Genomic DNA, 25,140 nt, shown 5'->3' with positions numbered 1-25,140 from the left:
CATGCCCCTCGCTCCCGCCATCCCGGTGCTGCGTATCTTCTCGGTCGAAAAGGCCAGGGAGTTCTACCTCGAATTTCTCGGTTTCACGCTGGACTGGGAACACCGCTTCAGCCCGGACCTGCCGCTGTACATGCAGGTGCATCGTGACGGCCTGATCCTGCACCTTTCCGAACACCATGGTGACGCGTGCCCCGGCTCGACGGTGTTCGCCCGCATCGACGACCTGCGCGCGCTGGAGCATGAACTGCAAGCGAAACAGTACGGCTACGCGCGGCCCGAAGCCGAGCGCCTGGACTGGGGCTTGCAGATGCAGGTGTGGGACCCGTTCGGTAACCGGCTGCGGTTCTGTCAGCAGATCGACGACGAGGCAAACCTGTGAAGGCATCTGGCAAGCGTGAAATGGCCAGGCTGGAGCGTGAACTGGTGATATGCCTGACCGATGCCTGCGAAACGGCCAAGGCAGAAATCATCGGCTTCAGCTGGCTCACCCACCGGCTCGATCCTGAGGATTTTCCGGCCAGCTTGCGCATAACCTGGGTGTTCGAGCAAGAAGCCGACAAGGCTGCAGCCATGACGGGCGACGCCAAGACGCGCATGCTGGTGCTGACTGCACAAGCGTTGGAGGCGGCGGGCATAGCACTGGATCATCCGGCATGGCATGTGCGGTTCGACAGTGAAGAGGCTTGTGCGCAGGGGCATGGCGGTGATTGGGGGAAGCGCTTGGGGCGGTAGACCGTTGGGATTGGCGACATTTTTGCGGCGGTGGCGGGCGCTGGACACGTACCTGCACCTGTAGCAGCCGGCCACAATGCATCGCAGGCTATCAATTCGTGACTGGCCGTTCCCGATCTGCTGCGGATGTATTATGGTGGCATGGTGCGCATATAACAGCAGCCCGAGCGATCGGGCACTTGCAAGACAATGAGGGTGTCATGAGCAACGAAAGCATTAATTGGGACAAGCTGGGTTTCGACTACATCAAGACCGACAAACGCTACCTGTCCGTATGGCGCAATGGCGAGTGGGACAAGGGCACCCTGACCGAAGACAACGTACTGCACATCAGTGAAGGCTCCACGGCGCTGCACTATGGCCAGCAGTGCTTCGAGGGCCTCAAGGCCTACCGTTGCAAGGACGGCTCGATCAACCTGTTCCGCCCGGACCAGAACGCCGCCCGCATGCAGCGCAGCTGCGCCCGCCTGCTGATGCCGCACGTGCCTACCGATGTGTTCATCGAAGCGTGCAAGCAGGTGGTCAAGGCCAACGAAAAGTTCGTGCCACCGCACGGCAAAGGCGCCCTGTACCTGCGCCCGTTCGTGATCGGCACTGGTGACAACATTGGCGTGCGCACCGCCCCCGAGTTCATCTTCTCGGTATTCGCCATCCCGGTTGGCTCGTACTTCAAGGGCGGCATGAAGCCGCACAACTTCCAGATCTCCAGCTTCGACCGTGCTGCCCCGCAAGGCACCGGCGCAGCCAAGGTCGGCGGTAACTACGCGGCCAGCCTGCAGCCAGGCGCGGAGGCCAAGAAGGCCAACTTCGCCGACGCCATTTACCTCGACCCGCTGACTCACACCAAGATCGAGGAAGTCGGTTCGGCCAACTTCTTCGGTATCACCGCCAACAACGAGTTCGTCACGCCGAAATCGGCCTCGGTGTTGCCAGGCATCACCCGCCTGTCGCTGATGGAACTGGCGCAATCGCGCCTGGGCCTGAAAGTGATCGAAGGCGATGTCGAAATCAGCAACCTGGACCGCTTCATCGAAGCCGGTGCCTGCGGTACCGCTGCGGTGATCACCCCGATCGGCGGCATCGAGTACAACGGCAAGCTGCACGTGTTCCACGACCTGGAAAAGGTCGGCCCGGTTACCCAGAAGCTCTACGACGAGCTGACCGGCATCCAGAGCGGTGATGTCGAAGCACCGGCAGGCTGGATCGTCAAAGTCGCCTGAGTCGTTTCAGCGGTTTGAAAACGGGGCATGCCAGCAATGGCATGCCCCGTTTTTATTGGTGTGGGAGTTGGGCACACGCCTTAGGCCAGGCGACGCTGCATCAGCAGGTGCCGGACTTTGTCGAACGCCCAGTTGTACAGCACGGTGTAGGGCAGGATGATCACGAAGAAGCCCAGCTCCACCATGAACGCCTGCAAAAGCGAAATATCCAGCATCCACGCGGCCACCGGCAGGCACCAGACTACCAGGCCGGCCTCGAAGCCCAGGCCGTGCGCGAAACGCGCGCGGGCCTGCCAGTGGATCCGCTCGGTCTGTACATAACGATCGATCAGCGCGTTGTAGACCATATTCCACAGCATGGCGATCACCGACAGGGTCACCGCCAGCGCGCCGGCTGTCGCCAGCGATTTGCCCATGACCCAGGACAACAGCGGCGCACACAGCAGCACTGCGAACACTTCATAACCGACGGCGTGAACCAGGCGTTCGGTGAAAGAGACGTTTTTCATTGCAAATTCCATCCAGTGCGTGAGTCGTGCTTCCTATTTTCTTTGATAGAACAGATACTCGCGATATAGCTACCATCGGTTTTATCAATACATGCGCTACTCACCCGAAGCCTTGGTTGCGTTTGTCGAAGCCGCATCGCTGGGGTCTTTTTCCGCCGCTGCGCGCAAGCTGCGCAAAAGCCAGTCCACTATCAGCATCGCGATCGCCAACTTTGAGGCCGATGTTGGTTGCCCGCTGTTTGACCGCACTGGCCGCCATCCCACGCTGAACGAGGCTGGCCGGCAGGTACTGAGGCGTGTCGAGGCGATTCTCGATGCCAGCGCCCAGCTCGATGCACTGGCGGTGCGGCTGGCAGAACATGTCGAGGCGCTGGTGTCGGTGGTGATGTCGGACAGCTACAGCGTTACCTTCCAGGGTGCGGTAATGGCCCGGTTTGCTGAGCACTACCCGCACACCGAGCTGCGCTGCGGGCCGTCGGAGGATGCCGATGTAATCGAAATGATCCAGCTGGGCATGGCGCAGATCGGCATTCTTGCCACACAGCCCAATTACCCTGCCGACGTTGCAGTGGCGCGTTTGCCCGAGCAGGCGGAATTCGCCGTGTACGTGGCCAGCGGGCACCCGCTGGCGGGCATTGCGCAGGTGCAAACGCAGCACCTCGAAAACGCACGCCAGTTATATATCAAGACCTACGCGCCAAGCCTGCATCAGGGCCGTGGCCAGGCTTGGTCGGCACCGGATTACCTCACCCTGCTCGAGTTCGCCGTGCGCGGGTTTGGCTGGGCCGAACTGCCCAAGGCGCTGGTGGCGCGGTTTGGCAGTGGGCTGGTGGAGTTGCAGGTGGCCGGCTATCCACGGCGGATTGATATGGATGTGGCCTGGTCGAGCCGCCGGGCACTGGGCCTGGCCGGGCAGTGGCTGGTGCGTCAGATGTTGAATCGGTAGCCGGATAACGCCTTCCTCAAGTGTGCGCCCAGGCACAACAACCAGTACACCCAGCGACAAGCCTTCCCCCCACCCTGCCCCGTAGCCTGTCACCACGCGCCGCCCACCGCGGCACGCAGCCAAACTACAAGAACAAACGTTGGTGACCTATGCAGACAGTACCGATCACCCTGGCGGTTGTACGCGGAGCGCTGGAAACAGCGCAACGCGAGATGACCCTGACCCTGGAAAAGACCGGCCGCTCCAGTGTGTTCAACCTGGCCCACGACTATTCCAACTCGCTGTTCGACCACCTGCCGGAAATGATCCTGCAAGGCCAGGACATCCCGATCCACCTAGGCTCGCTGATACCGGCCATGAAGTGCGTGGCCGAGTTCTTCGCTGACGACATCGCCGAAGGCGACGTGATCTACCACAACGACCCGGCCTACAAGGGCAGCCATATTCTCGACTGCTGCATGTACAAGCCGGTGTATTACCAGGGTGAACTGGTCTTCTGGACCGTGTGCAAGGGCCACCTGACCGATATCGGCGGCCCGGTGCCGGCTGGCTACAACCCCGATGCCAAGGAAATTTACGCCGAAGGCCTGCGCATTCCCCCGGTCAAGCTGTGGGAAAAGGGCAAGCGCCGCGAAGACGTGATCAACTTCATGCTCACCAACATGCGCGCCCGCCCCTATCAGGAAGGCGACCTCAACGCCCAGTACGGGGCCTGCAAGGTCGGCGAGCGACACCTTCTGGAGCTGCTCGACAAATATGGCGTGGCGCAAGTACGTGCCTGTATTGCCGAGCTGAAGAACATGGCCGACCGGCACATGCGTGCGTTGCTGCGCGACGTGCCGGACGGCGACTACAGCGGCACCGCAGTACTGGAAGATTCCGGCCACGGCCTGGGTCAACTGGCCATTACTGCCCATGTGCAGATTCGCGGCGACCAGGCCCACGTGCGCATCGAAAGCCCGCCGCAGGTGCCCTACTTTATCAACTCCTACGAAGGCAACTCGGTGTCTGGCGTGTACCTGGGGTTGATGATGTTCGCCCAGGTGGCGCCGCCCTACAACGAGGGCCTGTACCGCTGTGTCACGGTCGATGTCGGGCCCAGGGGTACGCTGTGCAACGCCGAGGAACCGGCGCCCCACGTCAACTGCACCACCACGCCGATGGAAACCCTGGCCGATGCCGTGCGCACGGCACTGGAGCAAGCCTCACCACAGCGGGTGACCGCCTCCTGGGGGCATACCAGTGGCATCAATATCGCCGGCCGCGACCTGCGCAACGGCAACAGTGAGTACGTGACCATGGTGCTGGCCTCGATCATCTCCGGCGCCGGTGCCAACCAGGTGATGGACGGCTGGCACGCCTGCGGTCCGCTGTGCTGCTTCGGGGCGCTGATGAGCGGTGACATCGAACTGCTGGAACATGCCTACCCGGTGCTGATCCACCGTTACAGCCTGATGGCCGACAGCGGCGGTGCCGGCAGATTCCGCGGTGGCTCGGGCACCCGCCTGGAAATCGAACCGCTGGACCACGCAATGACCGTGGTCGGTTTTGGCGAGGGCCGTCAACTGCCCACCGCCGGTGCCGCCGGCGCACGCAATACCCTGCTGGAGCCCAAGCTGGGCCGGCTGATTCACCGCCACGCCGACGGCAGCGAGGACCACTACACGCAAAACCCGATGCTGACCCTGCAGCCCGGCGAACGCATCATCAACATCAACCCCGGTGGTGGTGGCTACGGCGACCCCCTGCAGCGCCCCATTGCCTCGGTGTTGCAGGATGTACGCAACGGCCTGGTTTCGCCCCAAGGCGCGGCCTTGGAGTACGGCGTGGTCCTCGATGCCGATGGCCAGCTGGATGAAACCGCCACCCGCCTCGCCCGCGCCCCGCACTGACCGGAGAATCATCATGCGTAACCAATATCGCCTGGGCATCGACGCCGGCGGCACCTTCACCGATTTCATCCTGGCCGACCGCGCCGGCGGTGTACAGCTGTTCAAGGCGCCATCCACACCGCAGGACGGCACCCTGGCCATTCGTGCCGGCCTGGCGCAAATCGCCGATGCCACCGGTCACAGCCCGGCCGAGCTGATCGCCAACTGCGACCTGTGCATCAATGGCACCACCGTGGCCCTCAACGCACTGATCGAGCGCACCGGGGTCAAGGTCGGCCTGCTGTGCACCGAAGGCCATGAGGACAGCCTGGAAATCCGCCTGGGACACAAGGAAGAAGGCCACCGCTACGATGCCCACTACCCGCCAGCGCACATGCTCGTCCCGCGCCACCTGCGCCGCCCGATCGCGGGGCGCATGCTTGGCGATGGCCGCGAATACAGCCCGCTGGACGAGCGCGCCATCCACGCCGCCATCGACTACTTCCGTGCCGAAGGCGTGCAGGCCGTGGCCATTTCCTTCCTGTGGTCGGTGCGCAACCCCAGCCACGAGCAGCGTGCCGCCGAGCTAGTACGAGCGGCGCTGCCTGGAGTGTTCGTCTGCACCGGTTGCGAAGTGTTCCCGCAGATCCGTGAGTACACCCGCACCTCCACCACCGTGGTCAATGCGTATCTCAGCCCGGTGATGGCGCGCTACGTGGCGCGTATCGACAGCCTGTTCCAGGAGCTTGGCGCGCAGCAGCCGGTGCGCTACTTCCAGTCCAACGGCGGGCTGGCACCCGGGCACCTGATGCGCGAGCGCGCGGTGAATGCGATCAACTCCGGCCCCGCTTCGGCACCCCAGGCCGGGCTGGCGGTGGCCCGCCCGTTCGGCATCGACAACGTCATCACCGTGGACATGGGCGGCACCTCGTTCGACATCACCCTGACCAACGCCGGGCGCACCAACTTCAGCAAGGACGTGGACTTCCTGCGCCAGCGCATCGGCGTGCCGATGATCCAGGTGGAAACCCTGGGCGCCGGCGGTGGCTCCATCGCCCACCTGGACGAGTTCGGCATGCTCCAGGTCGGCCCGCGCAGCGCCGGCGCCATGCCTGGGCCTGTTTGCTATGGCAAGGGCGGCAGCGAGCCGACCGTGACCGACGCCAACCTGGCCCTGGGCTACCTGCCCGATGGCGCGCTGCTGGGCGGCAGCATTCGCTTGAACCGCCAGGCTGCGCTGGACGCCATTCGCAGCAACATCGCCGAGCCGCTGGGCATCAGCGTGGAGCGCGCCGCGTTCGGGATCACCACACTGGTCAACCTGAACATGGTCAACGGCATCCGGCGTGTGTCCATCGAACGCGGCCACGACCCACGCGACTTCGCGCTGATCGGCGCAGGCGGCGCAGCGGGCATGCACGTGGTGCGCCTGGCCGAGGAAATCGGCATGCAGACTGTGCTGATCCCCAAGGTGGCCTCGGGCTTGTGCGCCTTCGGCCAGATCCTTTCCGATGTGCGCTACGACCAGCTCACCAGCCTGTCGATGCGCGTGGACGGCGAGCACGTGAACCTGGCGCAGCTCAACCAGGCTCTGGCTGAACTGCGCCAGCAAGGCCTGGCGAACCTGCGCGAAGACGGCTTTGGCGACCAGGCCAGCAGCTGCCACTACACCCTGGAAATGCGCTACCTGGGGCAGATCCATGAATGCAGTGTCGAACTGGAGCAGCACGCCTTGGATGACACCGGCCTGGCCGCACTGATCAGCCGCTTCCACACCCGTCACCAGACCCTGTACTCGTACAGCGAGCCGGACAGCCCGGTGGAGTTGGTGAACCTGGAATGCTCGGTGATCGGCCACCTGCCGCGCCCTCCGCAACCCGAGTTGTCGGGCCCGGCCGAGCCTGGGGTGCCGGCGCCGGGCACGCTGCGGCCGATGCTGTTCAGTGCCGACGGCGGCTGGCAAGCCACGCCCGTGTTCAACGGCAACCGGTTGCTGCAGGGTCAGACCGTGCACGGCCCTTGCGTGATCGAGGAAGACACCACCAATATCGTCATCCCGCCTGGCTGGCAGGCGCGGCTGGAGCCTTCGGCGACCTACCGGGTGACACGCGGGGCTTGATCGAAAGGTCGGCCTACGCCGATCATGGGGCCTGACAACCGCCCGGCAGTTTGCGCTGCCGGGCGGTTTGCACAATAACAAGAGCTGCTTGAGTAGCTTGCCTGCAGTTCCTTTTTTCAATGCTGCCCTCTTTGAAAAAGGACCACCATGCCCACAGAACTCTCGACCCACGGCTGGCCACAGCCGGAGCGCCAGGCGCGTTGGGCCCAAGCCATCAGTGACACTTACTTCCCGTTAACCCTGGAGTTCGCCACCGCACAGCCGTTCGACGGCCACCTGCAGCGCTGGAGCACCCCCAGCACGCCGCTCAGCCTGTCGCGCCTGCGCTCCAGCCAGCTGGGCTACTCGCGCAGCAAGGTGCACATCGGCCAGGACCATGAAGCGTTCTACCTGGTGACCGTGCCGCGCAGCAGCGAGGTGCATTTCGAACAGGACGGCCAGCAGCTCAGTTGCAGCCCGGGCGGTTTCATCGTCGAGCGCGGCGATGCGCCCTACCGCTTCCATTACGGCAAGCAGAACGATTTGTGGGTGCTGAAGCTGCCCGAACGCGCACTCAAGGCCAACCTGCTCGGGCACAAGCGCTACACCCGCCATTGCTTCGATGCCAGCCAGGGCCTGGGTCGCATCTTCGTCGAGCAGCTGGACCTGTGCGCCCGCCACTTCGACGCCAGCCCAGCCGCCGCCCGCCACCTGCTGCTGGAGCAGGCCACCGCCACCCTGCTGCTGGCCTTGCAACAGGACCAGCGGGTGCTGGGCAGCGAAGGCAGCAACCTCAGCACCCTGCACCTGACGCGGGTCGAGCAGTACGTGCAGCAACACCTTGGCGACCCAGAGCTGTCGCCAGCCGCCATCGCCGGTGCCTGCGGGCTGTCGCTGCGCTACCTGCACAAGCTGTTCGCGATCACACCCTATACCCTCGGTGAGTGGGTGCGTCACCAACGCCTGGAGGCCGTGCACCGGCAACTGCGCGACCCGCACTGCCACCTGGCCATCGGCGAACTGGCGTTTCGCTGGGGTTTTACCGACCAGGCGCAGTTCACCCGGGCGTTTCGCCAGCGTTATGGGTGCACGGCGCGGGAGGTTCGGGCTGCGTGTGCGCACTGAGGCGCTGCGGCAGCATTCAGGCCAGGCGCTGAAGTTGCGCGATCAACCCCCGCCGCGACATCCACCACCGTCCAGCTGTCATCCGGGTCAAAGCGCTTCATCTGCCCAGCCAGCTTGTCGCCATGCGGCCCGAGGTCTTTTTCGAAGACCTGGCCGTCATGGCTGATCATGAAGCTCATCACGCCGGTATCGTCGTACCTGGCCGGCCAGGCGACCATGGCGAAACCGCGGCTCATCTGGTTGCCGATCAGGTAACTGTAGGCGCCACCCGGGGCGGAGGGCCCCTGGGCATCGAGGATGCGAAAGTGGTAGCCGTACCAGGCGTCACCGACCACATCCTGGCCAAAAAGCGGGCCTAGCGGGCTGACCTCACCGTCGCCGTTGTCGTCCCAGTACAGCCCGTCATGCTTGCCCGGCTCGCTGAATACCTTCTGCGCGTATTCCAGCGCCCCGTTACCGTTATGGTCCTGGGTGGCGTAGTCCATTTGCGCGTCGTGGTAGGCCAGCAGCGACTGCAAGGTGCCCAGCTCGTTGCGGCCAATGCGCCGGGCGCGGATTTCGGCGCTGCCGGCCTTGAGGTCGAAGTGCCAACCCTGGCGGCTTTTGCTCAGCGGTATGGGCAAGGTCCAGTGGTCACTGCCTACCGCCAGTATGGCCTTGTCCTCACCAGGCCGGTCGATACTGTGCTGCGCATGGTATTGCGCCAGGAACGTGTCCACGTCGCTGCGTTGCACGCCGCCGCGCGGTATGTAGGTACGCCAGTCATCGCCCAGCAACTGGGCCAGGCGGGCCTCGTCAGCTTTTGTCTCGCCCAGCGCTGCGACAAAGGAATCCACTGCTTGCTCCGGCGTCGCGAAGGTTTGTTGCGCTGTGGCCAACGCTGAGCTGGCCATGCCTGCCGCCAGCAGCAATGCCGCCAACGCCCGGCGGCTCATCGCCGGCCCCCTGCACCACGGCGCGCCGGCGCACTCGGCCGCGATATGGCGTGCCCCGCGGCACGCGATGCATTGGGGCGCTGGGCAAACGCCTGGCTGACGTGGCCACGGCTGGCCTGCGCGCTGGTGCGTGACGGTGCGCGCACGCCGTCGAAGGCATTGTTGCGGGCCCGGCCTGCGGTACCGGCAGCGCGGTTATGGGCCAACTGCCGCGCCTGGCCTTCACCATGCCGCGCCCGGGTACTGCGCAGTTCCTGGCGACGGTCGGCCGCCCTCGCGTTATCGCCAAGGGGCTGCACGCGCTGGCCGCCCGCATTGCCTGCCTGCGCTTCACGCACTTGCTGGCGTGCCTGCCGGTTATTGGTCGCCGGCCGTTCGATGCCGGCCCGGTCCATCGAGGCCCTGGCCTTGTCACGGGCCTGCGCGCGCTGGGCGTCGTCACCGCGAAAGGCCGTACGTTGCGTGGCGCCGTCCAGCTGGCGGCCATACTGCTGGCGACTGCGGGCGTCGCGATAAGGCACACCTTCGCGGTTGACGGTGTTGTGCCGCCATTTGTTCTGGTTGTTGCTGATACGGTTGCTGACGTTGAGGTTGTTGTAGCGGTTGACGTCGATGTCGATGTCATTGTGGCCCCAGTCACAGTTGCCCCACAGCGAACTGACAATTGCCACGCCAGTACCGAAGGCCAGGCCCGCCACCAGTGCGGAGCCGGCGTAATACAGGGGCGGCGGCGGGTAGTAGGCCGGTGGCGAAGCGGGATAGGCCCAGGTGCCATAGGCGGTGGTGGGGTTGTAGCTGGGCACGTAAACCACCTGCGGGTCGGCCGGCTGGATGATGATGGTACTCGGCGGGCTGCTGGCTACAGGCGCCTGGGTGCTGGCCGCCGGTGCCGGGGCGGCCTGCACGGTAACGTTCTGGTACTGGTTGCTCTGCAGGTTGCCGGCAGCCTGTGCCTGGTGACGCAAGCGCTGCACGCCGGCCATGACATCGTCGGGCTGGGCAAGGAAGGCATCGCCCAGGCGCTGGACCCAGGCCGGGTCCTGGCCGAGGGTCGCCAGCACCTGCGGGAACGCCACCAGCGCTTGTACGCTCGGGTCCCACGGCTGCTTGGCAACTTGCCTGACCGCATCGTCGCCGGACGCCTTGGGGTTGGCCTTGGACCAGGTGACGGCTTCGCTCACCTGCCCGGGGTAGGTGGCCGCCATCAGTACCTGGGCCAGCAGCGCATCGGGGTACAACGCGATGGGCGCGAGCATCTGGTCCAGCTGTGCCTGGGTGAAAACCGGGTCTTTGGCCGCGACCGCATCGGCCGCCGCAGGCGGCTCGGTGGCCGGTACCTCTGCTGCCAGCACCAGGCCGGGCACGGTGCCAAGGCACAGTGCTGCCGTCAAAACCACACACAGTGGCATGCGCATCGCTTATCCCCAAGACCAGGCCGCGTGGGTTAAGGGTAGCAACGATGGTGAATTCGGCCATCGGGCATAAACCGCCAGCGGCTCACGCGCGGTCGATAGTCACTATCGAGAATGGCAATTTCTGCCAAACGGCATTGCCGAATAACCTTGCTCCATCGACTCGCCAACTACCACAGGCCCCCGGAGCTCACCCATGAATACCCTGGCCCGCCCGCTGCTCGCCATCTTTGCCGTTTTTGCCATCGCCATCAGCAGCGGCTGTGCCAGCCACCCCGAACTGCGTGCATACACCGCCGACGAAACCCGCCAGCTGCAGCTGGAAGCGTTGCAGCGCCGGGGCCTTTCGCTGGACGACTACGAGTTGCAGCGGCGGGTGATCCAGCGTGCCGGCAACCTGCCTGTGGTGACGGAAGCCGCCGACGCTGACCGTTCGACCAAAGGCTGAACCGGCTAACCGGCGGTTCCCTCCAGCCACCTGCGCAGGTATCCTCTACCGCTCAACCGCAAGCTTTCCAGGATGGAGACCATGACCAGGCCTCTTCTATTGTTGAGCGCTGCACTGCTATTCAGCCCCATGCTGCTGGCCCAGCAGATCAAACGCGATCTGGGCGGCTTCGACTTCACGCTCGGCACCACCCCATCACGCAGCATGGCCCAAGGGCTGATTTCGCCCAGTGCCGTCGGTGCCTTTCACGGCGGCCTGGACCTGAGCCACCCCAGTGGCTGGTACATTGGCCAGTACGCCCCCAGCATGGGCGTTACCGCCGATTCGACGCTGCGGCTGGACAGCTACCTGGGCTACAAGCACCACTTCGACAGCAGCCTGGGCTACGAAATGGGGTTGATCCACTACAGCCAGCCGAATATCGCAGGCCCCGACAGCTATGCGCTGTATGGGGGTATTTCGGTGCTGGGCAGCCGCTTCGGCGGGGCGCTGCGCGACAACCCCGACAACCGCACCGGCACCCTGTTTGCCGACTTCGGCCAACTGCCGCTGTTCGCTGTCGACCTGACCGTCAAGCTCGCTCATCACCGTTTGGGCACGCCGTTCACCATTGGTGATGGCAGCCAGGTCAGTGGGTTCTCCGACTGGTCGCTGGAGCTGTCGCGGCCTTGGCTTGGCATCGACCTCAACCTCATCTACAGCAACTCCAACCTCAGTGGCGACGGGTGTGACGCATACTCGGGCATCAACACCTATTGCGACAGCGTGGTCACGCTCAAGGCGCAGCGCAGTTTCTTTTAACGGCGCGGCGCCAGTGCCAGGGCGATACCCCCCAGCACCACAACGCAGGCCACCAGCAGGCGCACCGACAGCGGTTCACCAATCAGCACAACCCCACCCAGTGCGGCAATGACCGGCACGCTCAGCTGCATGGTCGCTGCCTGTTGCGCAGTGACCTGCCTGACCACGCCATACCACACCGCATAACCCGCGCCAGATGCCAGCACGCCGGAGCCCAGGGCATACAACCAACCCGGCGTGGTGAGGTGTGGGCCTGCGCTCAGCAGCAGCATCGGTGTCAACAGCACCAGCCAGGGCAAACTACGCATGAAGTTGCCGGCAGTGTCGGCCAATGGCCTGGGCGAGCCTTTGCCCAGCAGCGTGTACACCCCCCAGGCGACGCCGGACAAAGCCATGAGCAAGGCACTGGGCAAGGGTGGCGCCTCGGCCCCGGGCAGCAGCAGCACCAGCAGGCCGGCAAAGGCGATCAGCATCCCCAGCAACATGCGCACGGTGATGTGTTCGCCCTTGTACCAGGCGAACCCGAACATGGTGATCTGCACGGCGCCGAACAGCAGCAAGGCACCTGCACCTGCGCCCAGTTGCAGGTACGCGGCAGAAAACAGGAACGCGTACAGGAACAGAGCCAGACCGCCCCGCCAGCTGCCGCCCATGGCGAGCACCGGCCGACGCAGGCGGAGCAACAACAGCAGGAACAACGCACCACTGGCCAGGCGTACCACCGTGAACGATGCCGGGTCGATGGCCCCGTCCTTCAGCGCCAGCCGGCAGAACACCGAATTGGCGGCGAAGGCCACCAGGCTGAACAATGCAGGCCAGAGCCAGGAACGGGCCTTGCGGTTGGTAAGCGTGGTGGTGCCGGTGCTCATGGTGGGGTCACCTCTGAGGGGGAACTGTTGTTGTAGCGGGGATGCTGACAGGACCTGCGTCGATATACAACAGATGGGGTTTTGGCGCTTGGTTGGCCGGCGAGCCCGATGGTCAGGCACCCGGATAGCATCAGGGCTTACAGGCGCTGAAAATGCTGTGCAAGCACCTGTAAGCCCTGATGCAACGCCCCAAAGTCCTAGCCCGCTGCCACAGCGTCGATCTCCACCAGCATGCCGTCCAGCGCCAGCCGGGGCACCGGTATGAGTGTGCAAGTCGGCTTCATGTTCGGCCCCCAGGCCTCGTCGGCCGCGGCCACCCATTCGCGCAGCCGTGCTTGCGAATGCTCGACCACCAGCAGTGTCAACTTGACGACCTGGGCCAAGCCGGCGCCTTTCGATACCAAAGCCAGCTCCAGGTTGGCCAGCGCCTGGCGCGCCTGCTCGGCGAACACGGGCGACAACGCGCCGTCGCGGTCCTCCCCGCCCTGGCCGGCGATAAACAGCAGGCGGCTGCCGGCACGCACCTCGGCAACGTGGGAATACGCGTTGCTACTGGGGTCGTAGAGGCCTTCTGGGTTGCTTAGCTGGAATGCACTTGATGGGGTCACGACAAGCCCTCGTTCAGTTGAAAGAGTGGCGGAGTATCGGACCTTAAGTTAACTCGAGGTCAAGCCCGAAAAGGCGGGGACGCTCGCCAGGCAAGCCTCGCGATGTAGGACGTTTCGCACAACGTGGCAGCTACCGTAAACCACGCGTCTGTTTGCGCCGTCGCTGACAGGCGTTAGATTGCCCATCCCGGCACGGAGGCCTGCATGCAACAAGGAAACCCCATGAGCAAACATGACTTTCAACTCGCCTACACCATCAAGCCGCGCGACCCGGATGAAGATGAATACGATGCCGCGCAGGCACGCCAGCGCCTGCGGGAAAACATTGGCCTGGACACCGTGGAGCATATCGAGACCACACTGCTGGGCTGGGTACAGCTCGCCAGCCTTTCCAAGGCGGACAAAGCCCTTGAAGCGGAGCGGGTTATCCGCGAGCGCATTCATGCAGAACTCAAACAGCTGCGAGTACTGTCGAGCGTAAAATTCTACGGCTGCCTGATGGTCGACGGCCTGGGCCCGGCGATCCGCTTCAATATCGTCTAGCTTGCGGCGCGGCATCGGGCGCCCCTGCGCCTGATGCCGACGATGCTCACTTCTCTTCCAGCACTACCCTGCCCTTCACCGCCCGCGGCCCGCGCAAGGCCCAAACCAGCAGGCCGATGACAGGTGCGTAAACCACGAACACGATCCACAGCATCTTGCGCTCGGCGCGCCGCTCACTGCCGATGATGTGCCAGATGGCCCATACTTCAAGCAGGATCACCGCGATTGCAACGAGGAACCAGATTGTTCCGATTTCCATGAGCATCCTCCCATTGGCATGTACTGGCTTAGGTGGCAGCGAGCGCCAAGGGTTCAGACGGATTTGCCTGCCTTGAGGCTCCACGCCGGCAAGCCAGCTTCTTCAAGTAAAGCACCAGACGCTGGCTTTGTGCAGTTCATGTGGGCGCTGGTTGCCACACCAGGCCGCTTGCATGAACACGACCTGCAATACGTCACAACCACCCGGAAAGTTGTCTTTCCCCCGGCCAGCCCCCACACTCTCCAGGCCAGCCAGGAAGCGGAGTCCAGAGTGCCCACGCCACGCCAGTTCAGCAAGAAGACCAGTACCAGCAACATGCTGCGGCTGAAAACCAGCAGCGCCAATGCCCAGGCCCCCTATCGGGTCGATTTCATCCTGCTCGAACACTTCTCGATGGCCAGCTTCACCGTGGCCATGGACGTGCTGGTCACAGCCAACCTGCTACGTGCCGACAGCTTCCAGTTCACCGCGCTGTCGCTGGACGGCGACCGGGTACTCAGCGACCTGGGGCTGGAGCTGGTGGCCACCGAGCTGTCTGCCGAGGCGTTGAAGGAACTTGACCTGCTGGTTGTCTGCGGCGGCTTGCGCACACCGTTGAAGTACTCGCAACTCGACCGCCTGCTAGATGACAGTGCCGCTCACGGCATGGCCTTGGGCGGCCTGTGGAACGGCGCGTGGTTCCTGGGTCGCGCCGGGGTGCTGGACGATTATGGCTGCAGCATTCACCCCGAGCAGCGCGCCAGCTTGTCCGAACGCAGCCCGCAAACGCGCATCACCCCGGCCAGCTTCACCCTCGATCGCGACCGCCTCACCGCCGCCAGCCCGAATGGCGCCATGGAGCTGATGCTGGGCCTGGTGCGCAGGCTGTACGGCGACGGCCTGGCCGAGGGCGTGGAGGAAATCCTGTCGTTCTCGGGCGCACGCTACCGCCAGGTCGGCCCAGGGGCGAAGAAATCCATGAGCCTGCACCTGCGTACCATCGTCGAGCTGATGGAAAACAACCTCGAGGAAACCCTCAGCCTTGACCAGCTGGCCGCCTACAGCGGGCGCTCGCGCCGTCAGATCGACCGCCTGTTCCAGGCCCAGCTGGGAACGTCGCCGCGGCGCTATTACATGGAACTGCGCATCACCAAGAGCCGCCGGCTGCTGCAGTACTCCGACCTGTCGGTGATGGAGGTGGCAGTGGCCTGCGGGTTTGTCTCGGTGTCGCACTTCAGCAAGTGCTATGCGGCGTACTTCGGGTACCCGCCGTCGCGGGAGCAGCGCCTGGGCGAATAACCGGGCATATCGAGTGCCGCCCGCGCGGTGCTCGATCTCACTGGCGCAACACCCTGTCAGCCTGCTCAGACGCAGATATAGCGCAGCACCGCATCACAGATCATGGCCTTGTGGCGCAGCTTGATTTGCTCGTCGGACAGATCGATCTGGAAGATCTCGCCAAAGGTGTGGCGATTCGATACCCGGTAGAAGCAGAACGCGCTCATCAGCATGTGCAGGTCGATAACCTCGATGCCAGTGCGGAATACGCCTTCCTGCACACCACGGTGCAGGGTATTGCCCAGGGCTTCGAGCACCAGGCTGCTCATTTCGCGAATCGCCGGCGACTGCTTCACGTATTCGCCATAGTGGATGTTCTCCGTGCAGATGATCCGCACGAAGTCGACATTGCGGTCGTGGTGATCGAAGGTGAACTCCACCAACCGACGGATCGCCTGCTCGGCCGGCAGCGACTCCAGGTCGAGGCTTTGCTCGGTCTTGCGGATATCGCCGTACAGCTTGATCAGGCACTCGCAGTACAGCTGCTCCTTGCTGCCGAAGTAGTAGTAGATCATGCGCTTGGAGGTGGCGGTGCGCTCGGCAATGGCGTCGACGCGGGCGCCGGCCAGCCCTTGCTGGACGAATTCGTTGATGGCGGCCTGGAGGATGTCCTCGCGGGTTTTCTCGGGGTTGTTCTTGCGCGTTCTGCGCACCCCTTCGGTTTCAGGCTGGCCGAGGCCGACTACGGAATCACTCATACCCACTCACAGGCTGTTTATTGGAATAGGGGGATTATCCGTGAGCGCGACCATGCAGGGAAGCACGCTGTTGGTCGGGTAGCCAGGTAGCAGCCCTGCTGGCTGGCCTTGTCAGCGCCCGGCACAACCCGCTAGCCTGCCTGCCACTGCCCCGGACGGACCCTGCCCCATGCAACCGCGCGACCTCGCCGCCTACCTGTTCCTGGCCATCGCCTGGGGCTTTTCGTTCCTGGTGGTACTCAAGGTGGTGCATGCCTTTGGCTGGGTTGGCGCGGTCAGCCTGCGGGCACTGATCGCCGGGGGTACCCTGGCGCTGCTCGCCGCGCTGCTGGGCCGCACACTGCGCCTGCGGCCACTGCTGGTCCCGCTGCTGGTGGTGGGCGCCACGACGGTGGCTGGGCAGCTGATCGGCCTGTCGTACGCCACCCCGCGCATCGGCACGGCAATGGCGGCGATTATTGTCGCCACCATTCCGCTGTTCTCGATGCTGATCGGACGCGTCTGGGGCCTTGAGAAAATCACCCGGCAGGGCCTGGCAGGGTTGCTGCTGGGTATTGTCGGCATCGCCATCCTGGTGGGCTTCCCCGCCCGGCCTATCGATGACGACTTCATCCACGGCTGCATCGCTTCGCTGCTCGGCTGCATCAGCGCCGCTTACGGCAGCAACTACGCCAGCCTGCACTTGCGCGGCCAGGACCCCTGGACGGTAACCGGCGGCGCGTTCCTGGCGGGCGGGTTGCTGACCTTGCCACTGCTGCTGGTAGTGCCGGTGCCCAGTGTGCCGCAAGCCAGCGACTGGCTGTACCTGCTGCTTAGCGGCGCGGTGATGAGCGCCACCACCTACGTGCTGTACTTTGGCCTGGTGGCACGCATCGGCGCTACCCGCGCCATCAGCGTGGAGTTCGTGGTCACCCTGGTGGCGGTAGTGGTCGGCGCGTTGTTCCTCGATGAGGCGCTGAGCCTGTTGCAGGCCGCCGGCGGCGTGGTGATTCTGCTCGGCTGCATGCTGGTGCTGGGGCTGCTGCCGGGGCGCAAGCGGCGCTTGCCCAGCTAAGCGCGGGGTCAGTCGCGCTGTGCGGTATCTGGCTGCAGCGGCGGGGTCAGGTGCAGCACACGGTTGCGACCGCCTTCAGCCAGCAGGTAACCGCCCTTGCCATCGGCGGCTATGGACTGAGGGGCTTTCAGGAAGGTCAGTACAGTGTGCTGAATACCCTGGGCATCAACGCGCAGCAGGCGTGCGCGATGGGTGTTGTCTTCGCTGATCCACAGGCCGCGCTGGTCGCAGAACAGGAACGTGGGGTTACGCAGGCCATCGACCACTACCGGGTCCTTGCCATCCTCGGACAGGGCGCGGACCTTGCCATTGGCCTTCTCGGTGTACAGCAGGCGGCCATCGCTGCAGCGGGTGAGGCCTTCGGTTTCGGTCAGGCCGGCGCGCAGTACATCGAGCTGGCCGCTGTTCCAGTCATAGCGCATCAAACGACCATTGCCCTTGCGGTCCTCAATGGCATACAGGTAATCGCCGTCATTCCACAGGCCCTGCACGCTCTCGCCATCGAACAGTCGAGTCACCCGGCCATCACGGGCCAGGCTGACCGGAGCGAGCCCGCCTTCCTGGCTGAACACCCAGCCGCCCTGCGCCGCCACCATACCGTCAGGCTTGGACAGGTTGTCGATGACCACCACCCGGTCGCCCTGCGCGGTGATCTTGAGAATGCTGCCCTGGCCATCATCCAGCTCGCGGCTGACCAGCAGGCTGCCATCAGCTTGCGGCAACAGCGACGCGGCCTTGGTCACATCCCGGTGCAGCACCTCGACGCCCCAGCCGGCTGCAGCCTGCACCGGGTAAAAACTCTGCCAGGCGAAAAAACCGAAGGTAGCCGCGAGCAGGCCAGTGGTGGCAGTCAAAGCGATACGGGTGCTGCGTTTGCGCAGGATGTGCGGCATCTAGGGGCTCCTCGGGATTGCCGGGGATGCTAGCAAGCGGATGTGAAAAAAATGTCGAAAATCGACAGATCGTTACAAAACAAAAGGATATAAAAAGAACAAAACAATCTAACAAAAGGAAATATTAAAATTGAAAGCCAACGGCCATCTCCCTAGTCTGGGTGCATCGCTAGCTGCCCCATACAAGGAACAACGCCCATGCCTTCCCGACCCTTTTCCCCCCTGCGCCGCCTGCTGATCGGCGGTTTGCTGGCCAGTGTCGCCAGTGCCCTGCTGCCGTGGTCGCAAGCCGTGGCCGAAGACGCCAAGACCTTGCGCATCGGTTACCAGAAATTCAACAGCATCAACATTCTCAAAGGTAGCGGCGCGTTGGAGAAGGCCCTGGCACCGCAGGGGGTAACTGTCAGCTGGCACGAATTTGCTGCGGGCCCACAGTTGCTCGAAGCCCTGAGCACTGGTGCAATCGACCTCGGCCACGCCGCCGACGCGCCTTCGGTGTTTGCCCAAGCCGCAGGCAAGCCGGTGGTTTACCTGGCCGCCGAACAACCCTACCCACGCGGCATCGGCCTGGTGGTGCGGGAGCAGGACCACCTGGCCCGCGTGCAGGACCTGAAAGGCAAGCGTGTAGCCACCGGCCGTGGCTGGAACGCCCAGTATCTGTTGGCCGTGGCTTTGCAACAGGCTGGCCTCAGCTACCAGGACATCACCCCCGCCTACGTCAACAATGCCGCCGACGCGGTAGCTGCCCTGCAATCGGGCAGCGTCCAGGCCGTGACCCTGTGGGACCCGTTCCTCGCCGCCGCAGAGCACCAGCCCGGCCTGAAAAACCTGCGCGATGGCAACGGTTTGTCCAGCAACCGCACCTTCTACCTGTCCACCGCCAGCTTCGCCGACCAGCACCGCGCCCTGCTGAAAACCTTCTTCGCCGAACTGGGCAGAGTCAGCCAGTGGGCCAACAGCAAGCCTGCCGAGGTTGCCGCCTTGCTGGCCCCACAGCTAGGGATCAATGCCGACGTGCTGGAAGTGGCCAGCGAACGACGCAACTACAACGCCGTGGCCATCACCCCGCAAATAATTGCAGAGCAACAGAAACTGGCCGATACCTTCCAGGGCCTGGGCCTCATCCCGCGCAAGCTGCAGGTAGCCGATGCGGTCTACCCTGCCTCCGTGTTGCCTTGAGCGGAGAATGCCAGCCATGCCCCGCCCGATCCGCTTCAACGCCTTCAGCATGAACGCCGCCAGCCACCAGTCCCCCGGCCTGTGGCGCCACCCGCGCAACACCAGCGTGGCCTTCAACCGCCTCAGCTACTGGACCGACCTGGCCCGGCTGCTCGAACGCGGCCTGTTCGACGCCCTGTTCATCGCCGATGTGCTGGGTATCTACGACGTCTACCAGGGCGGCCCCGAAGCCGCCCTGCGCGGTGGCGTGCAGGTGCCGGTCAACGACCCGCTGCTGCTGGTGCCGGCCATGGCCGGGGTCACCGAGCACCTGGGCTTCGGCGTCACCTTTTCGCTTACCTACGAGCACCCCTATCCGTTCGCCCGGCGCATGTCCACGCTCGACCATCTGAGCAATGGCCGGGTCGGCTGGAACATCGTCACCGGCTACCTCGACAGCGCCGCGCGCAACCTGGGCCTGGCGCGCCAGCTGGGCCACGACCAGCGCTACGACCTGGCCGAGGAATACCTGCAGGTGCTGTACAAATTGTGGGAAAAAAGCTGGGACGACGATGCGGTGCTGCTGGAGCGTGACAGCGGGCGCTACATCGAGCCAACCCGGGTACACCCCATCAACCATGTTGGCGAGCATTTCCAGGTCCCCGGCATGCACCTGTGCGAACCGTCGCCGCAACGCACGCCGGTGTTGTTCCAGGCCGGTGCCTCGGCACGCGGCCAGCAGTTTGCCGCGCAGCATGCCGAATGCGTGTTCATCAGTGGGCCGACGCCGACGGTGCTGCGCCGTTATGCCGACGGCATCCGCCAGGCCAGCGAAACGGCCGGGCGTGGCCGCGACGAGGTGCTGATCTACGCCCAGGCGCTGCTGATCGTCGCCCCCACGCGCGAAGAAGCCGAGGCACGCTTTGCCGATTACCGCCGCCATGTCGACCTGGACGCCGCCCTGGCGCTGCTGTCGGGGTGGACCGGTATCGACTTCGCCGACCTCGACCCCGACGCGCCCATCGAGTACGTCGAAAACGATGCCGGCCGAGCCGCCCTGGCCGCCTTCACCGCAGCCGACCCTGACCGCCGCTGGACCGTACGCGAGGCTGCCGGGTTCGTTGGCCTGGGTGGCCGCGGCCCGGTATTGGTGGGCGCTGCCAGCGACATTGCCGACCAGCTGGAGCACTGGCTGGACCTGACCGGTATCGATGGCTTCAACCTGACCTACGCCGTACAACCGGAGGACCTGGCCAATGTCGTCGAGCTGTTGGTGCCCGAGCTGCAACGCCGTGGCCGCTACCCGCTGAGCTACGCCGACGGCACCCTGCGCCACAAGTTGTTCGGCCAGGGCGACCGGTTGCCGGAGCAGCACGTGGGTCGCCAGGTCGACATTCAGCGATCAAATACCGGGTATTCCAACATTTAATTTGTGGATGGGACGCGCTCGACCCTATTCTGTCGCCACATCCCCTGCGCCGCACCGGCCGGTGCGGTTCAAGGCATGGGGAGAGAACAACAAGTCGAGATCGTCCATGTCGAACCAATCGTACTTCGCCCCCCACGGTGGGCACCCGGCTCAGACCGAGCTGCTGACTGACCGTGCCATGTTCACCGAAGCCTATGCCGTCATCCCCAAGGGCGTAATGCGTGACATCGTCACCAGCCACCTGCCGTTCTGGGACAAGATGCGCATGTGGGTCATCGCCCGCCCGCTGACCGGTTTTGCCGAAACCTTCTCCCAGTACATCGTCGAAGTGGCCCCGGAAGGCGGCAGCGAGCGCCCTGAAATGGACGCCAACGCCGAAGCCGTGGTGTTCATCGTCGAAGGCCAGCTGGACATCACCGTCGAAGGCAAGCACCACAGCCTGGTACCGGGCAGCTACGCCTTCCTGGCCCCGGGCGCCGAGTGGAGCCTGCGCAACAACAGCAAGGCCAATGTCACCTTCCACTGGCTGCGCAAGCACTACCAGAAAGTTGAAGGCCTGGATGTGCCGGAGTCCTTCGTCACCCACCGCGACAACGCCACCGTCATCGAAATGCCGGGCACCGAAGGCCGCTGGAAAACCACCCGCTTCGTCGACATGGCCGACATGCGCCACGACATGCACGTGAACATCGTCACCTTCCAGCCAGGCGGCGTGATCCCGTTCGCCGAAACCCACGTGATGGAACACGGCCTGTATGTGCTGGAAGGCAAGGCCGTGTACCGCCTGAACCAGGACTGGGTCGAAGTGGAAGCCGGCGACTTCATGTGGCTGCGCGCCTTCTGCCCGCAGGCCTGCTACGCCGGCGGCCCAGGCAACTTCAGCTACCTGCTGTACAAGGACGTCAACCGTCATGTGCACCTGACGCTCAACCCCAAGCGCTAAGCCCACGCTGATGCCCGCAAGCCCGCCAACCTGGCGGGCTTTCTGTTTGCCGCGCATACTCAGACACTTCGTCCCCGCGCGGTGCCAGCCATGAACCGCTGCCTGCTGCTCGCCACCCTGCTGCTGTGCACCCCTGCCCTGGCCGCCGATGACTGGAGCCTGGCCTACGACCGCGAAGGCATTCGCGTGTACCTGAGCGCTGCCAGCGACTCGTCCTACCAGCAGTTTCGAGGGGTCAGCACCATGAAAGCCAGCGTGCGTACCCTCACCGACCTGCAGGAGAACCTGCGGGTGGCCTGCAAGTGGCTGTACGCCTGCGATCAGATGCGCTTGCTGGACGTGGACGGCGACCGCACCTGGGTGTACCTGACCACCAACCTGCCATGGCCGACGATGCCGCGGGATATCGTGCTGAAGGTCACCAGCGAACGCCTGGAAGACGGCACCCTGCTGCGGCACCTCAGCGCCGAGCCCGACAGGATCCCCAAGGTCGAGGGGCTGATCCGGGTGCAGCGGTTGAGCGGTGAGTGGCGGATGAAACCCTTGGGTGAGCGCGAGACTGAGGTCACTTACCAGTTGCAGGCCGACCCTGCCGGGGACGTGCCGGGGTGGCTGGCCAACCGGTTTGTGGTGGATGCGCCGGTCGTGACATTGCGCACCTTGCGGGCGGTGGCGGAGCGCCAGCCTTGAAGGGCTGCTCCAGCGCCTGCATCGCGGTACCCGCCTGACCAGCGAGGGCCAGGCGCTGTCCGCGGTAATGTCCGATCCATGCAGAAGACCGCCTCGGTGTTCGATCGCCTCACCGACCAGGTTGTGCAGCGGCGTGAGGTTTATTACCTGGTGGTGCCACAAGGGCGAACCGTCACGCCGACGATCCTGGGGCTGGTGGACTGGCTGCGCGATGCATCGCCCGCTGGCTGAGCAGTCAAGCGGGGCTGCTGCGCAGCCCGAAAATTCTACGCTGCGGTGGCGGCCTGCAGCTGCGCACACGCCTTGGCCCTGCGCCGATACGCCAACAACAACCCCCCGTACCACAAGGGCATCACATACAGCGCGGTGCGAGTGTCCGGTTCCAGCGCCAGCAGGCACAGCACGAAGATCAGGAACAGCTGCGACAGCGCTGCGGTGACCTTGCCGCCCGGCAGCTTGAACTTCGACTGTGCATGCGCCAACGGGTTTTGCCGACGGTAGGCGAAGTAGGACATCAGGATCAACGACCAGGTAACGATGATCATCACGGCAGAAATGGTCGACACCAGGGTGAACACCGTCATTACTTCCGGGATCACGAACAGCAGCGTCAGCGCAATGGCCATGCACACCCCCGAGAACACCAGCGCGCGCACCGGCGTGCCCGAGCCCGACAGCCGGCCGAAGGCCACCGGCGCCTGCTGCTGATGCGACAGGCCGTACAGCATCCTCGAGCCCGAATACACGCCACTGTTGGCTGACGAGGCGGCCGAAGTCAGCACCACAAAATTGATGATACCGGCCGCGGCTGGCAGCCCGCCAAGCAGGAACAGCTCGACAAACGGACTGCGGTTAGCCGGCACATTGGCCCAGGAGATGACGCTGATGATGCACACCAGCGAACAGATATAGAACAGCAGGATGCGCACCGGGATGGTGTTGATGGCCTTGGGCAAGGTCTTTTCCGGGTCCTTGGCCTCTGCCGCTGCGGTGCCGATCAGTTCGGTACCCACAAAGGAGAAGATTGCGATCTGGAAGCCGGCAAGGAAGCCAAGGAAGCCATGGGGCATGACCACCCCCGGCGCCACCAGGTGGCTGAACGATGCGGTTACGCCGACCGGGCTGGTGTAGGACGTGGCGACCATGACCAGCCCGGTCACCACCAGTAGCACGATGGCCACGATCTTGATCAGGCCGAACCAGAACTCCACTTCACCGAACGCCTTCACCGCCAGCATGTTCAGCCCCAATAGCAGGAACATGGTGGCAAATGCCGGCAGCCAGGTGGGCACATCGGGGTACCAGTACTGGAAGAACCCCGCTACCACCACCACATCACCCACCGCCGCCACCACCCAGCTGAGCCAGTACGACCAACTGAGGATGAAGCCGGCCCGTGGGCCCAGGTAGTTGTGCACCAGCTCGGCGAACGACTCCATCTGCAGGTTGGCCAGCAGCATCTCGCCCATGGCGCGCATGATGCAGAAAACGAAGAAGCCGATGATGGCATAGACGAGAATGATCGAAGTGCCGGAAAGCGCAATGATCTTGCCCGACCCCATGAACAGGCCGGTACCAATGGCGCCACTGATCGAAATAAGCTGGATATGCCGGTTTTCCAGTCGCCGTTTAAGCACGCGACCCGCTTCCGGCGGTGTGCTTTGCGCATTGCACGTTTGCTGCATAGTTGACCTCTTATTCTTTTTTGTAAAACCTCAGCATCCCGCACCGCACCCGTTAATAGGGACTGACGTGCAGGTTCAAGTCATCAAAGACTGACGAAGCGTGGGGAGTAACACAGATGACTGACAGTGCCCGGCGCAACTTCGCAGCGGGTTTGCCTATTCAATTGAAACGCACCCGGGTGACGTGCCGCGAAAGCCGTTTAATTTTGCCAGCGGCCCAGGTCAAGCGGAACGCTACAGAGTGCACAGCGCCAACGCGATTTTGTGCAGTGTGAAAAGCCTGGGTGACAGTTTGCGCAATGCGCGCGGCCCAACGCTTGACCCTTCGGTCACATCTTGTAGGTCGAGAGCAGGATGCTGGTCTCGGTGTTTTCGATGTGTTGTATCGAGCGAATGGCGTTCAACGCCCGGTCGAAGGCTTCCAGGGTGTCGGCGCGCAGCTCTGCCATCAGGTCCCAACGGCCGTTGGTGGTATGGATCGCCACCACGTTGGGGTGCCCACGCAGCGCGTGCTTGACCTCTGCGGCGTGGTGGCCGCTGATGCCGATGCTGGTGATTGCCCGTACACCCTGGTCCAGCGCATCGGAGCGCAGGCGTACCGTGTAGCCGATGATCACGCCCTGCTCTTCGAGCCGGGTGATGCGGTTTTGCACGGTTGCCCGGGCCACCTTGAGCTTCTTCGCCAAGGTCAGCACCGGGGTACGCGCGTTGTCCCGTAACAGCGCAATCAGTTCCCGATCGATAGTATCCATTTAATCCTGCCAAATAATCAGATTGCTACTTTGGGGTGGCAGATTGTCTAGAAAGTTGACGAAACTGGCAACCTGCATTCTTCCGGTTGACGTAACCCTGCCGCAAAATATTCAGGCCGCGACACTTCGACAATTTCAAGCGTTT

At 63.9% G+C, this 25,140-nt stretch carries 26 protein-coding genes and 1 pseudogene; 17 read left to right on the top strand and 10 right to left on the bottom strand.

Annotated features, from left to right (window positions below; translation table 11 throughout):
• Nucleotide 1 precedes the first annotated feature (1 nt).
• The 3 genes from AC5O5R_RS12630 to AC5O5R_RS12620 all read left to right on the top strand — a co-directional run bounded on the left by AC5O5R_RS12630 (nt 2) and on the right by AC5O5R_RS12620 (nt 1,952).
• A complete protein-coding gene (locus AC5O5R_RS12630) occupies nt 2-379 on the top strand; it encodes a glyoxalase superfamily protein (RefSeq protein ID WP_494512634.1) in 378 nt (125 codons plus the stop codon).
• On the top strand, nt 376-732 hold the full coding sequence (locus AC5O5R_RS12625) for a hypothetical protein (protein ID WP_172288823.1): 357 nt from the start codon (nt 376-378) through the stop codon (nt 730-732). Before AC5O5R_RS12630 ends, AC5O5R_RS12625 begins: the two co-directional genes overlap by 4 nt.
• A gap of 200 nt (nt 733-932) precedes the next feature.
• The gene (locus AC5O5R_RS12620) at nt 933-1,952 is read left to right on the top strand and encodes a branched-chain amino acid aminotransferase (protein ID WP_172228058.1); all 1,020 of its coding nucleotides are present in this window, start codon (nt 933-935) and stop codon (nt 1,950-1,952) included.
• 80 nt (nt 1,953-2,032) lie between these two features.
• Here AC5O5R_RS12620 and AC5O5R_RS12615 read toward each other — a convergent pair whose 3' ends face one another.
• Nucleotides 2,033-2,461: a multidrug/biocide efflux PACE transporter gene (locus AC5O5R_RS12615; RefSeq protein WP_172288783.1), complete on the bottom strand. Its 429-nt coding sequence runs from the start codon at nt 2,459-2,461 to the stop codon at nt 2,033-2,035.
• Between the two features lie 91 nt (nt 2,462-2,552).
• On the opposite strand from AC5O5R_RS12615, the gene AC5O5R_RS12610 reads away from it, so the two are divergent.
• The 4 genes from AC5O5R_RS12610 (at nt 2,553) to AC5O5R_RS12595 (ending at nt 8,501) form a co-directional block, all read left to right on the top strand.
• The gene (locus tag AC5O5R_RS12610; protein ID WP_494515430.1) at nt 2,553-3,407 is read left to right on the top strand and encodes a LysR family transcriptional regulator; all 855 of its coding nucleotides are present in this window, start codon (nt 2,553-2,555) and stop codon (nt 3,405-3,407) included.
• A gap of 149 nt (nt 3,408-3,556) precedes the next feature.
• A complete protein-coding gene (capB, locus tag AC5O5R_RS12605) occupies nt 3,557-5,299 on the top strand; it encodes a caprolactamase subunit beta (RefSeq protein ID WP_494515429.1) in 1,743 nt (580 codons plus the stop codon).
• A gap of 13 nt (nt 5,300-5,312) precedes the next feature.
• Nucleotides 5,313-7,397 (top strand): caprolactamase subunit alpha, encoded by a 2,085-nt coding sequence (capA, locus tag AC5O5R_RS12600; protein ID WP_494515428.1) that lies wholly within the window; start codon nt 5,313-5,315, stop codon nt 7,395-7,397.
• Nucleotides 7,398-7,544: 147 nt separating this feature from the next.
• Nucleotides 7,545-8,501, top strand: a complete 957-nt coding sequence (locus AC5O5R_RS12595; RefSeq protein WP_494515427.1) for an AraC-like ligand-binding domain-containing protein — start codon at nt 7,545-7,547, stop codon at nt 8,499-8,501.
• Between the two features lie 47 nt (nt 8,502-8,548).
• On the opposite strand, the pseudogene AC5O5R_RS12590 reads toward AC5O5R_RS12595, so the two are convergent.
• Together AC5O5R_RS12590 and AC5O5R_RS12585 are read right to left on the bottom strand one after the other, a co-directional pair.
• Nucleotides 8,549-9,436 (bottom strand): annotated as a pseudogene (locus AC5O5R_RS12590) (DUF2950 domain-containing protein); the annotation flags it as partial.
• The gene (locus AC5O5R_RS12585) at nt 9,433-10,851 is read right to left on the bottom strand and encodes a DUF3300 domain-containing protein (protein WP_494515426.1); all 1,419 of its coding nucleotides are present in this window, start codon (nt 10,849-10,851) and stop codon (nt 9,433-9,435) included. The pseudogene AC5O5R_RS12590 and the gene AC5O5R_RS12585, both read right to left, overlap by 4 nt.
• 193 nt (nt 10,852-11,044) lie before the next feature.
• Here AC5O5R_RS12585 and AC5O5R_RS12580 point away from each other — a divergent pair, with 193 nt between their 5' ends.
• Entirely contained in the window at nt 11,045-11,296 is a 252-nt protein-coding gene (locus tag AC5O5R_RS12580; RefSeq protein ID WP_172232935.1) for a hypothetical protein, read from the top strand.
• A gap of 81 nt (nt 11,297-11,377) precedes the next feature.
• Entirely contained in the window at nt 11,378-12,097 is a 720-nt protein-coding gene (locus AC5O5R_RS12575) for a TorF family putative porin (protein WP_172285921.1), read from the top strand.
• Here AC5O5R_RS12575 and AC5O5R_RS12570 read toward each other — a convergent pair.
• Together AC5O5R_RS12570 and AC5O5R_RS12565 are read right to left on the bottom strand one after the other, a co-directional pair.
• A complete protein-coding gene (locus AC5O5R_RS12570) occupies nt 12,094-12,966 on the bottom strand; it encodes a DMT family transporter (protein WP_172232469.1) in 873 nt (290 codons plus the stop codon). The genes AC5O5R_RS12575 and AC5O5R_RS12570 overlap by 4 nt on opposite strands.
• 197 nt (nt 12,967-13,163) lie before the next feature.
• Entirely contained in the window at nt 13,164-13,574 is a 411-nt protein-coding gene (locus AC5O5R_RS12565) for a RidA family protein (RefSeq protein WP_172232466.1), read from the bottom strand.
• A 222-nt stretch (nt 13,575-13,796) separates the two neighbouring features.
• On the opposite strand from AC5O5R_RS12565, the gene AC5O5R_RS12560 reads away from it, so the two are divergent.
• Nucleotides 13,797-14,117, top strand: coding sequence for a hypothetical protein (locus AC5O5R_RS12560; protein WP_494515425.1), 321 nt, complete (start codon nt 13,797-13,799; stop codon nt 14,115-14,117).
• Between the two features lie 46 nt (nt 14,118-14,163).
• On the opposite strand, the gene AC5O5R_RS12555 is transcribed toward AC5O5R_RS12560, so the two are convergent.
• On the bottom strand, nt 14,164-14,376 hold the full coding sequence (locus AC5O5R_RS12555; RefSeq protein ID WP_172232460.1) for a PLD nuclease N-terminal domain-containing protein: 213 nt from the start codon (nt 14,374-14,376) through the stop codon (nt 14,164-14,166).
• A 270-nt stretch (nt 14,377-14,646) separates the two neighbouring features.
• Here AC5O5R_RS12555 and AC5O5R_RS12550 point away from each other — a divergent pair, with 270 nt between their 5' ends.
• Entirely contained in the window at nt 14,647-15,654 is a 1,008-nt protein-coding gene (locus AC5O5R_RS12550; RefSeq protein WP_494515424.1) for a GlxA family transcriptional regulator, read from the top strand.
• Between the two features lie 65 nt (nt 15,655-15,719).
• Here AC5O5R_RS12550 and AC5O5R_RS12545 read toward each other — a convergent pair whose 3' ends face one another.
• Entirely contained in the window at nt 15,720-16,391 is a 672-nt protein-coding gene (locus AC5O5R_RS12545; protein WP_172221293.1) for a TetR/AcrR family transcriptional regulator, read from the bottom strand.
• A 169-nt stretch (nt 16,392-16,560) separates the two neighbouring features.
• Between AC5O5R_RS12545 and AC5O5R_RS12540 the strand changes: the two genes are divergently transcribed.
• Nucleotides 16,561-17,445, top strand: a complete 885-nt coding sequence (locus AC5O5R_RS12540) for a DMT family transporter (RefSeq protein WP_172221290.1) — start codon at nt 16,561-16,563, stop codon at nt 17,443-17,445.
• An 8-nt stretch (nt 17,446-17,453) separates the two neighbouring features.
• Here the strand turns inward: AC5O5R_RS12540 and AC5O5R_RS12535 are convergent, their stop codons facing one another.
• A complete protein-coding gene (locus tag AC5O5R_RS12535) occupies nt 17,454-18,338 on the bottom strand; it encodes an NHL repeat-containing protein (RefSeq protein ID WP_172221287.1) in 885 nt (294 codons plus the stop codon).
• 198 nt (nt 18,339-18,536) lie between these two features.
• On the opposite strand from AC5O5R_RS12535, the gene AC5O5R_RS12530 reads away from it, so the two are divergent.
• The 5 genes from AC5O5R_RS12530 to AC5O5R_RS12510 all read left to right on the top strand — a co-directional run bounded on the left by AC5O5R_RS12530 (nt 18,537) and on the right by AC5O5R_RS12510 (nt 22,789).
• Nucleotides 18,537-19,517 carry an aliphatic sulfonate ABC transporter substrate-binding protein gene (locus AC5O5R_RS12530; RefSeq protein WP_172221282.1) on the top strand — a complete coding sequence of 327 codons (981 nt, stop codon included), beginning with the start codon at nt 18,537-18,539 and terminating at the stop codon, nt 19,515-19,517.
• Nucleotides 19,518-19,533: 16 nt separating this feature from the next.
• Complete coding sequence (locus tag AC5O5R_RS12525) at nt 19,534-20,925, top strand: LLM class flavin-dependent oxidoreductase (RefSeq protein ID WP_494515423.1); 1,392 nt, start codon at nt 19,534-19,536, stop codon at nt 20,923-20,925.
• Nucleotides 20,926-21,031: 106 nt separating this feature from the next.
• On the top strand, nt 21,032-21,868 hold the full coding sequence (locus AC5O5R_RS12520) for a bifunctional allantoicase/(S)-ureidoglycine aminohydrolase (RefSeq protein ID WP_172221276.1): 837 nt from the start codon (nt 21,032-21,034) through the stop codon (nt 21,866-21,868).
• 90 nt (nt 21,869-21,958) lie between these two features.
• The gene (locus AC5O5R_RS12515) at nt 21,959-22,558 is read left to right on the top strand and encodes an START domain-containing protein (protein WP_172221273.1); all 600 of its coding nucleotides are present in this window, start codon (nt 21,959-21,961) and stop codon (nt 22,556-22,558) included.
• A gap of 78 nt (nt 22,559-22,636) precedes the next feature.
• Nucleotides 22,637-22,789 carry a hypothetical protein gene (locus AC5O5R_RS12510; RefSeq protein ID WP_175586149.1) on the top strand — a complete coding sequence of 51 codons (153 nt, stop codon included), beginning with the start codon at nt 22,637-22,639 and terminating at the stop codon, nt 22,787-22,789.
• A 35-nt stretch (nt 22,790-22,824) separates the two neighbouring features.
• Here the strand turns inward: AC5O5R_RS12510 and AC5O5R_RS12505 are convergent, their stop codons facing one another.
• Both AC5O5R_RS12505 and AC5O5R_RS12500 read right to left on the bottom strand, forming a co-directional pair.
• Complete coding sequence (locus AC5O5R_RS12505) at nt 22,825-24,243, bottom strand: amino acid permease (protein ID WP_172221270.1); 1,419 nt, start codon at nt 24,241-24,243, stop codon at nt 22,825-22,827.
• A gap of 329 nt (nt 24,244-24,572) precedes the next feature.
• On the bottom strand, nt 24,573-24,995 hold the full coding sequence (locus AC5O5R_RS12500) for an Lrp/AsnC family transcriptional regulator (protein WP_172221267.1): 423 nt from the start codon (nt 24,993-24,995) through the stop codon (nt 24,573-24,575).
• Nucleotides 24,996-25,140 lie beyond the last annotated feature (145 nt).

The organism is Pseudomonas sp. 8_5_2 (genome assembly GCF_059295255.1).
The sequence above is the reverse complement of the archived record's forward strand: the minus strand, read 5'-3'. Positions and strand labels throughout refer to the sequence as shown.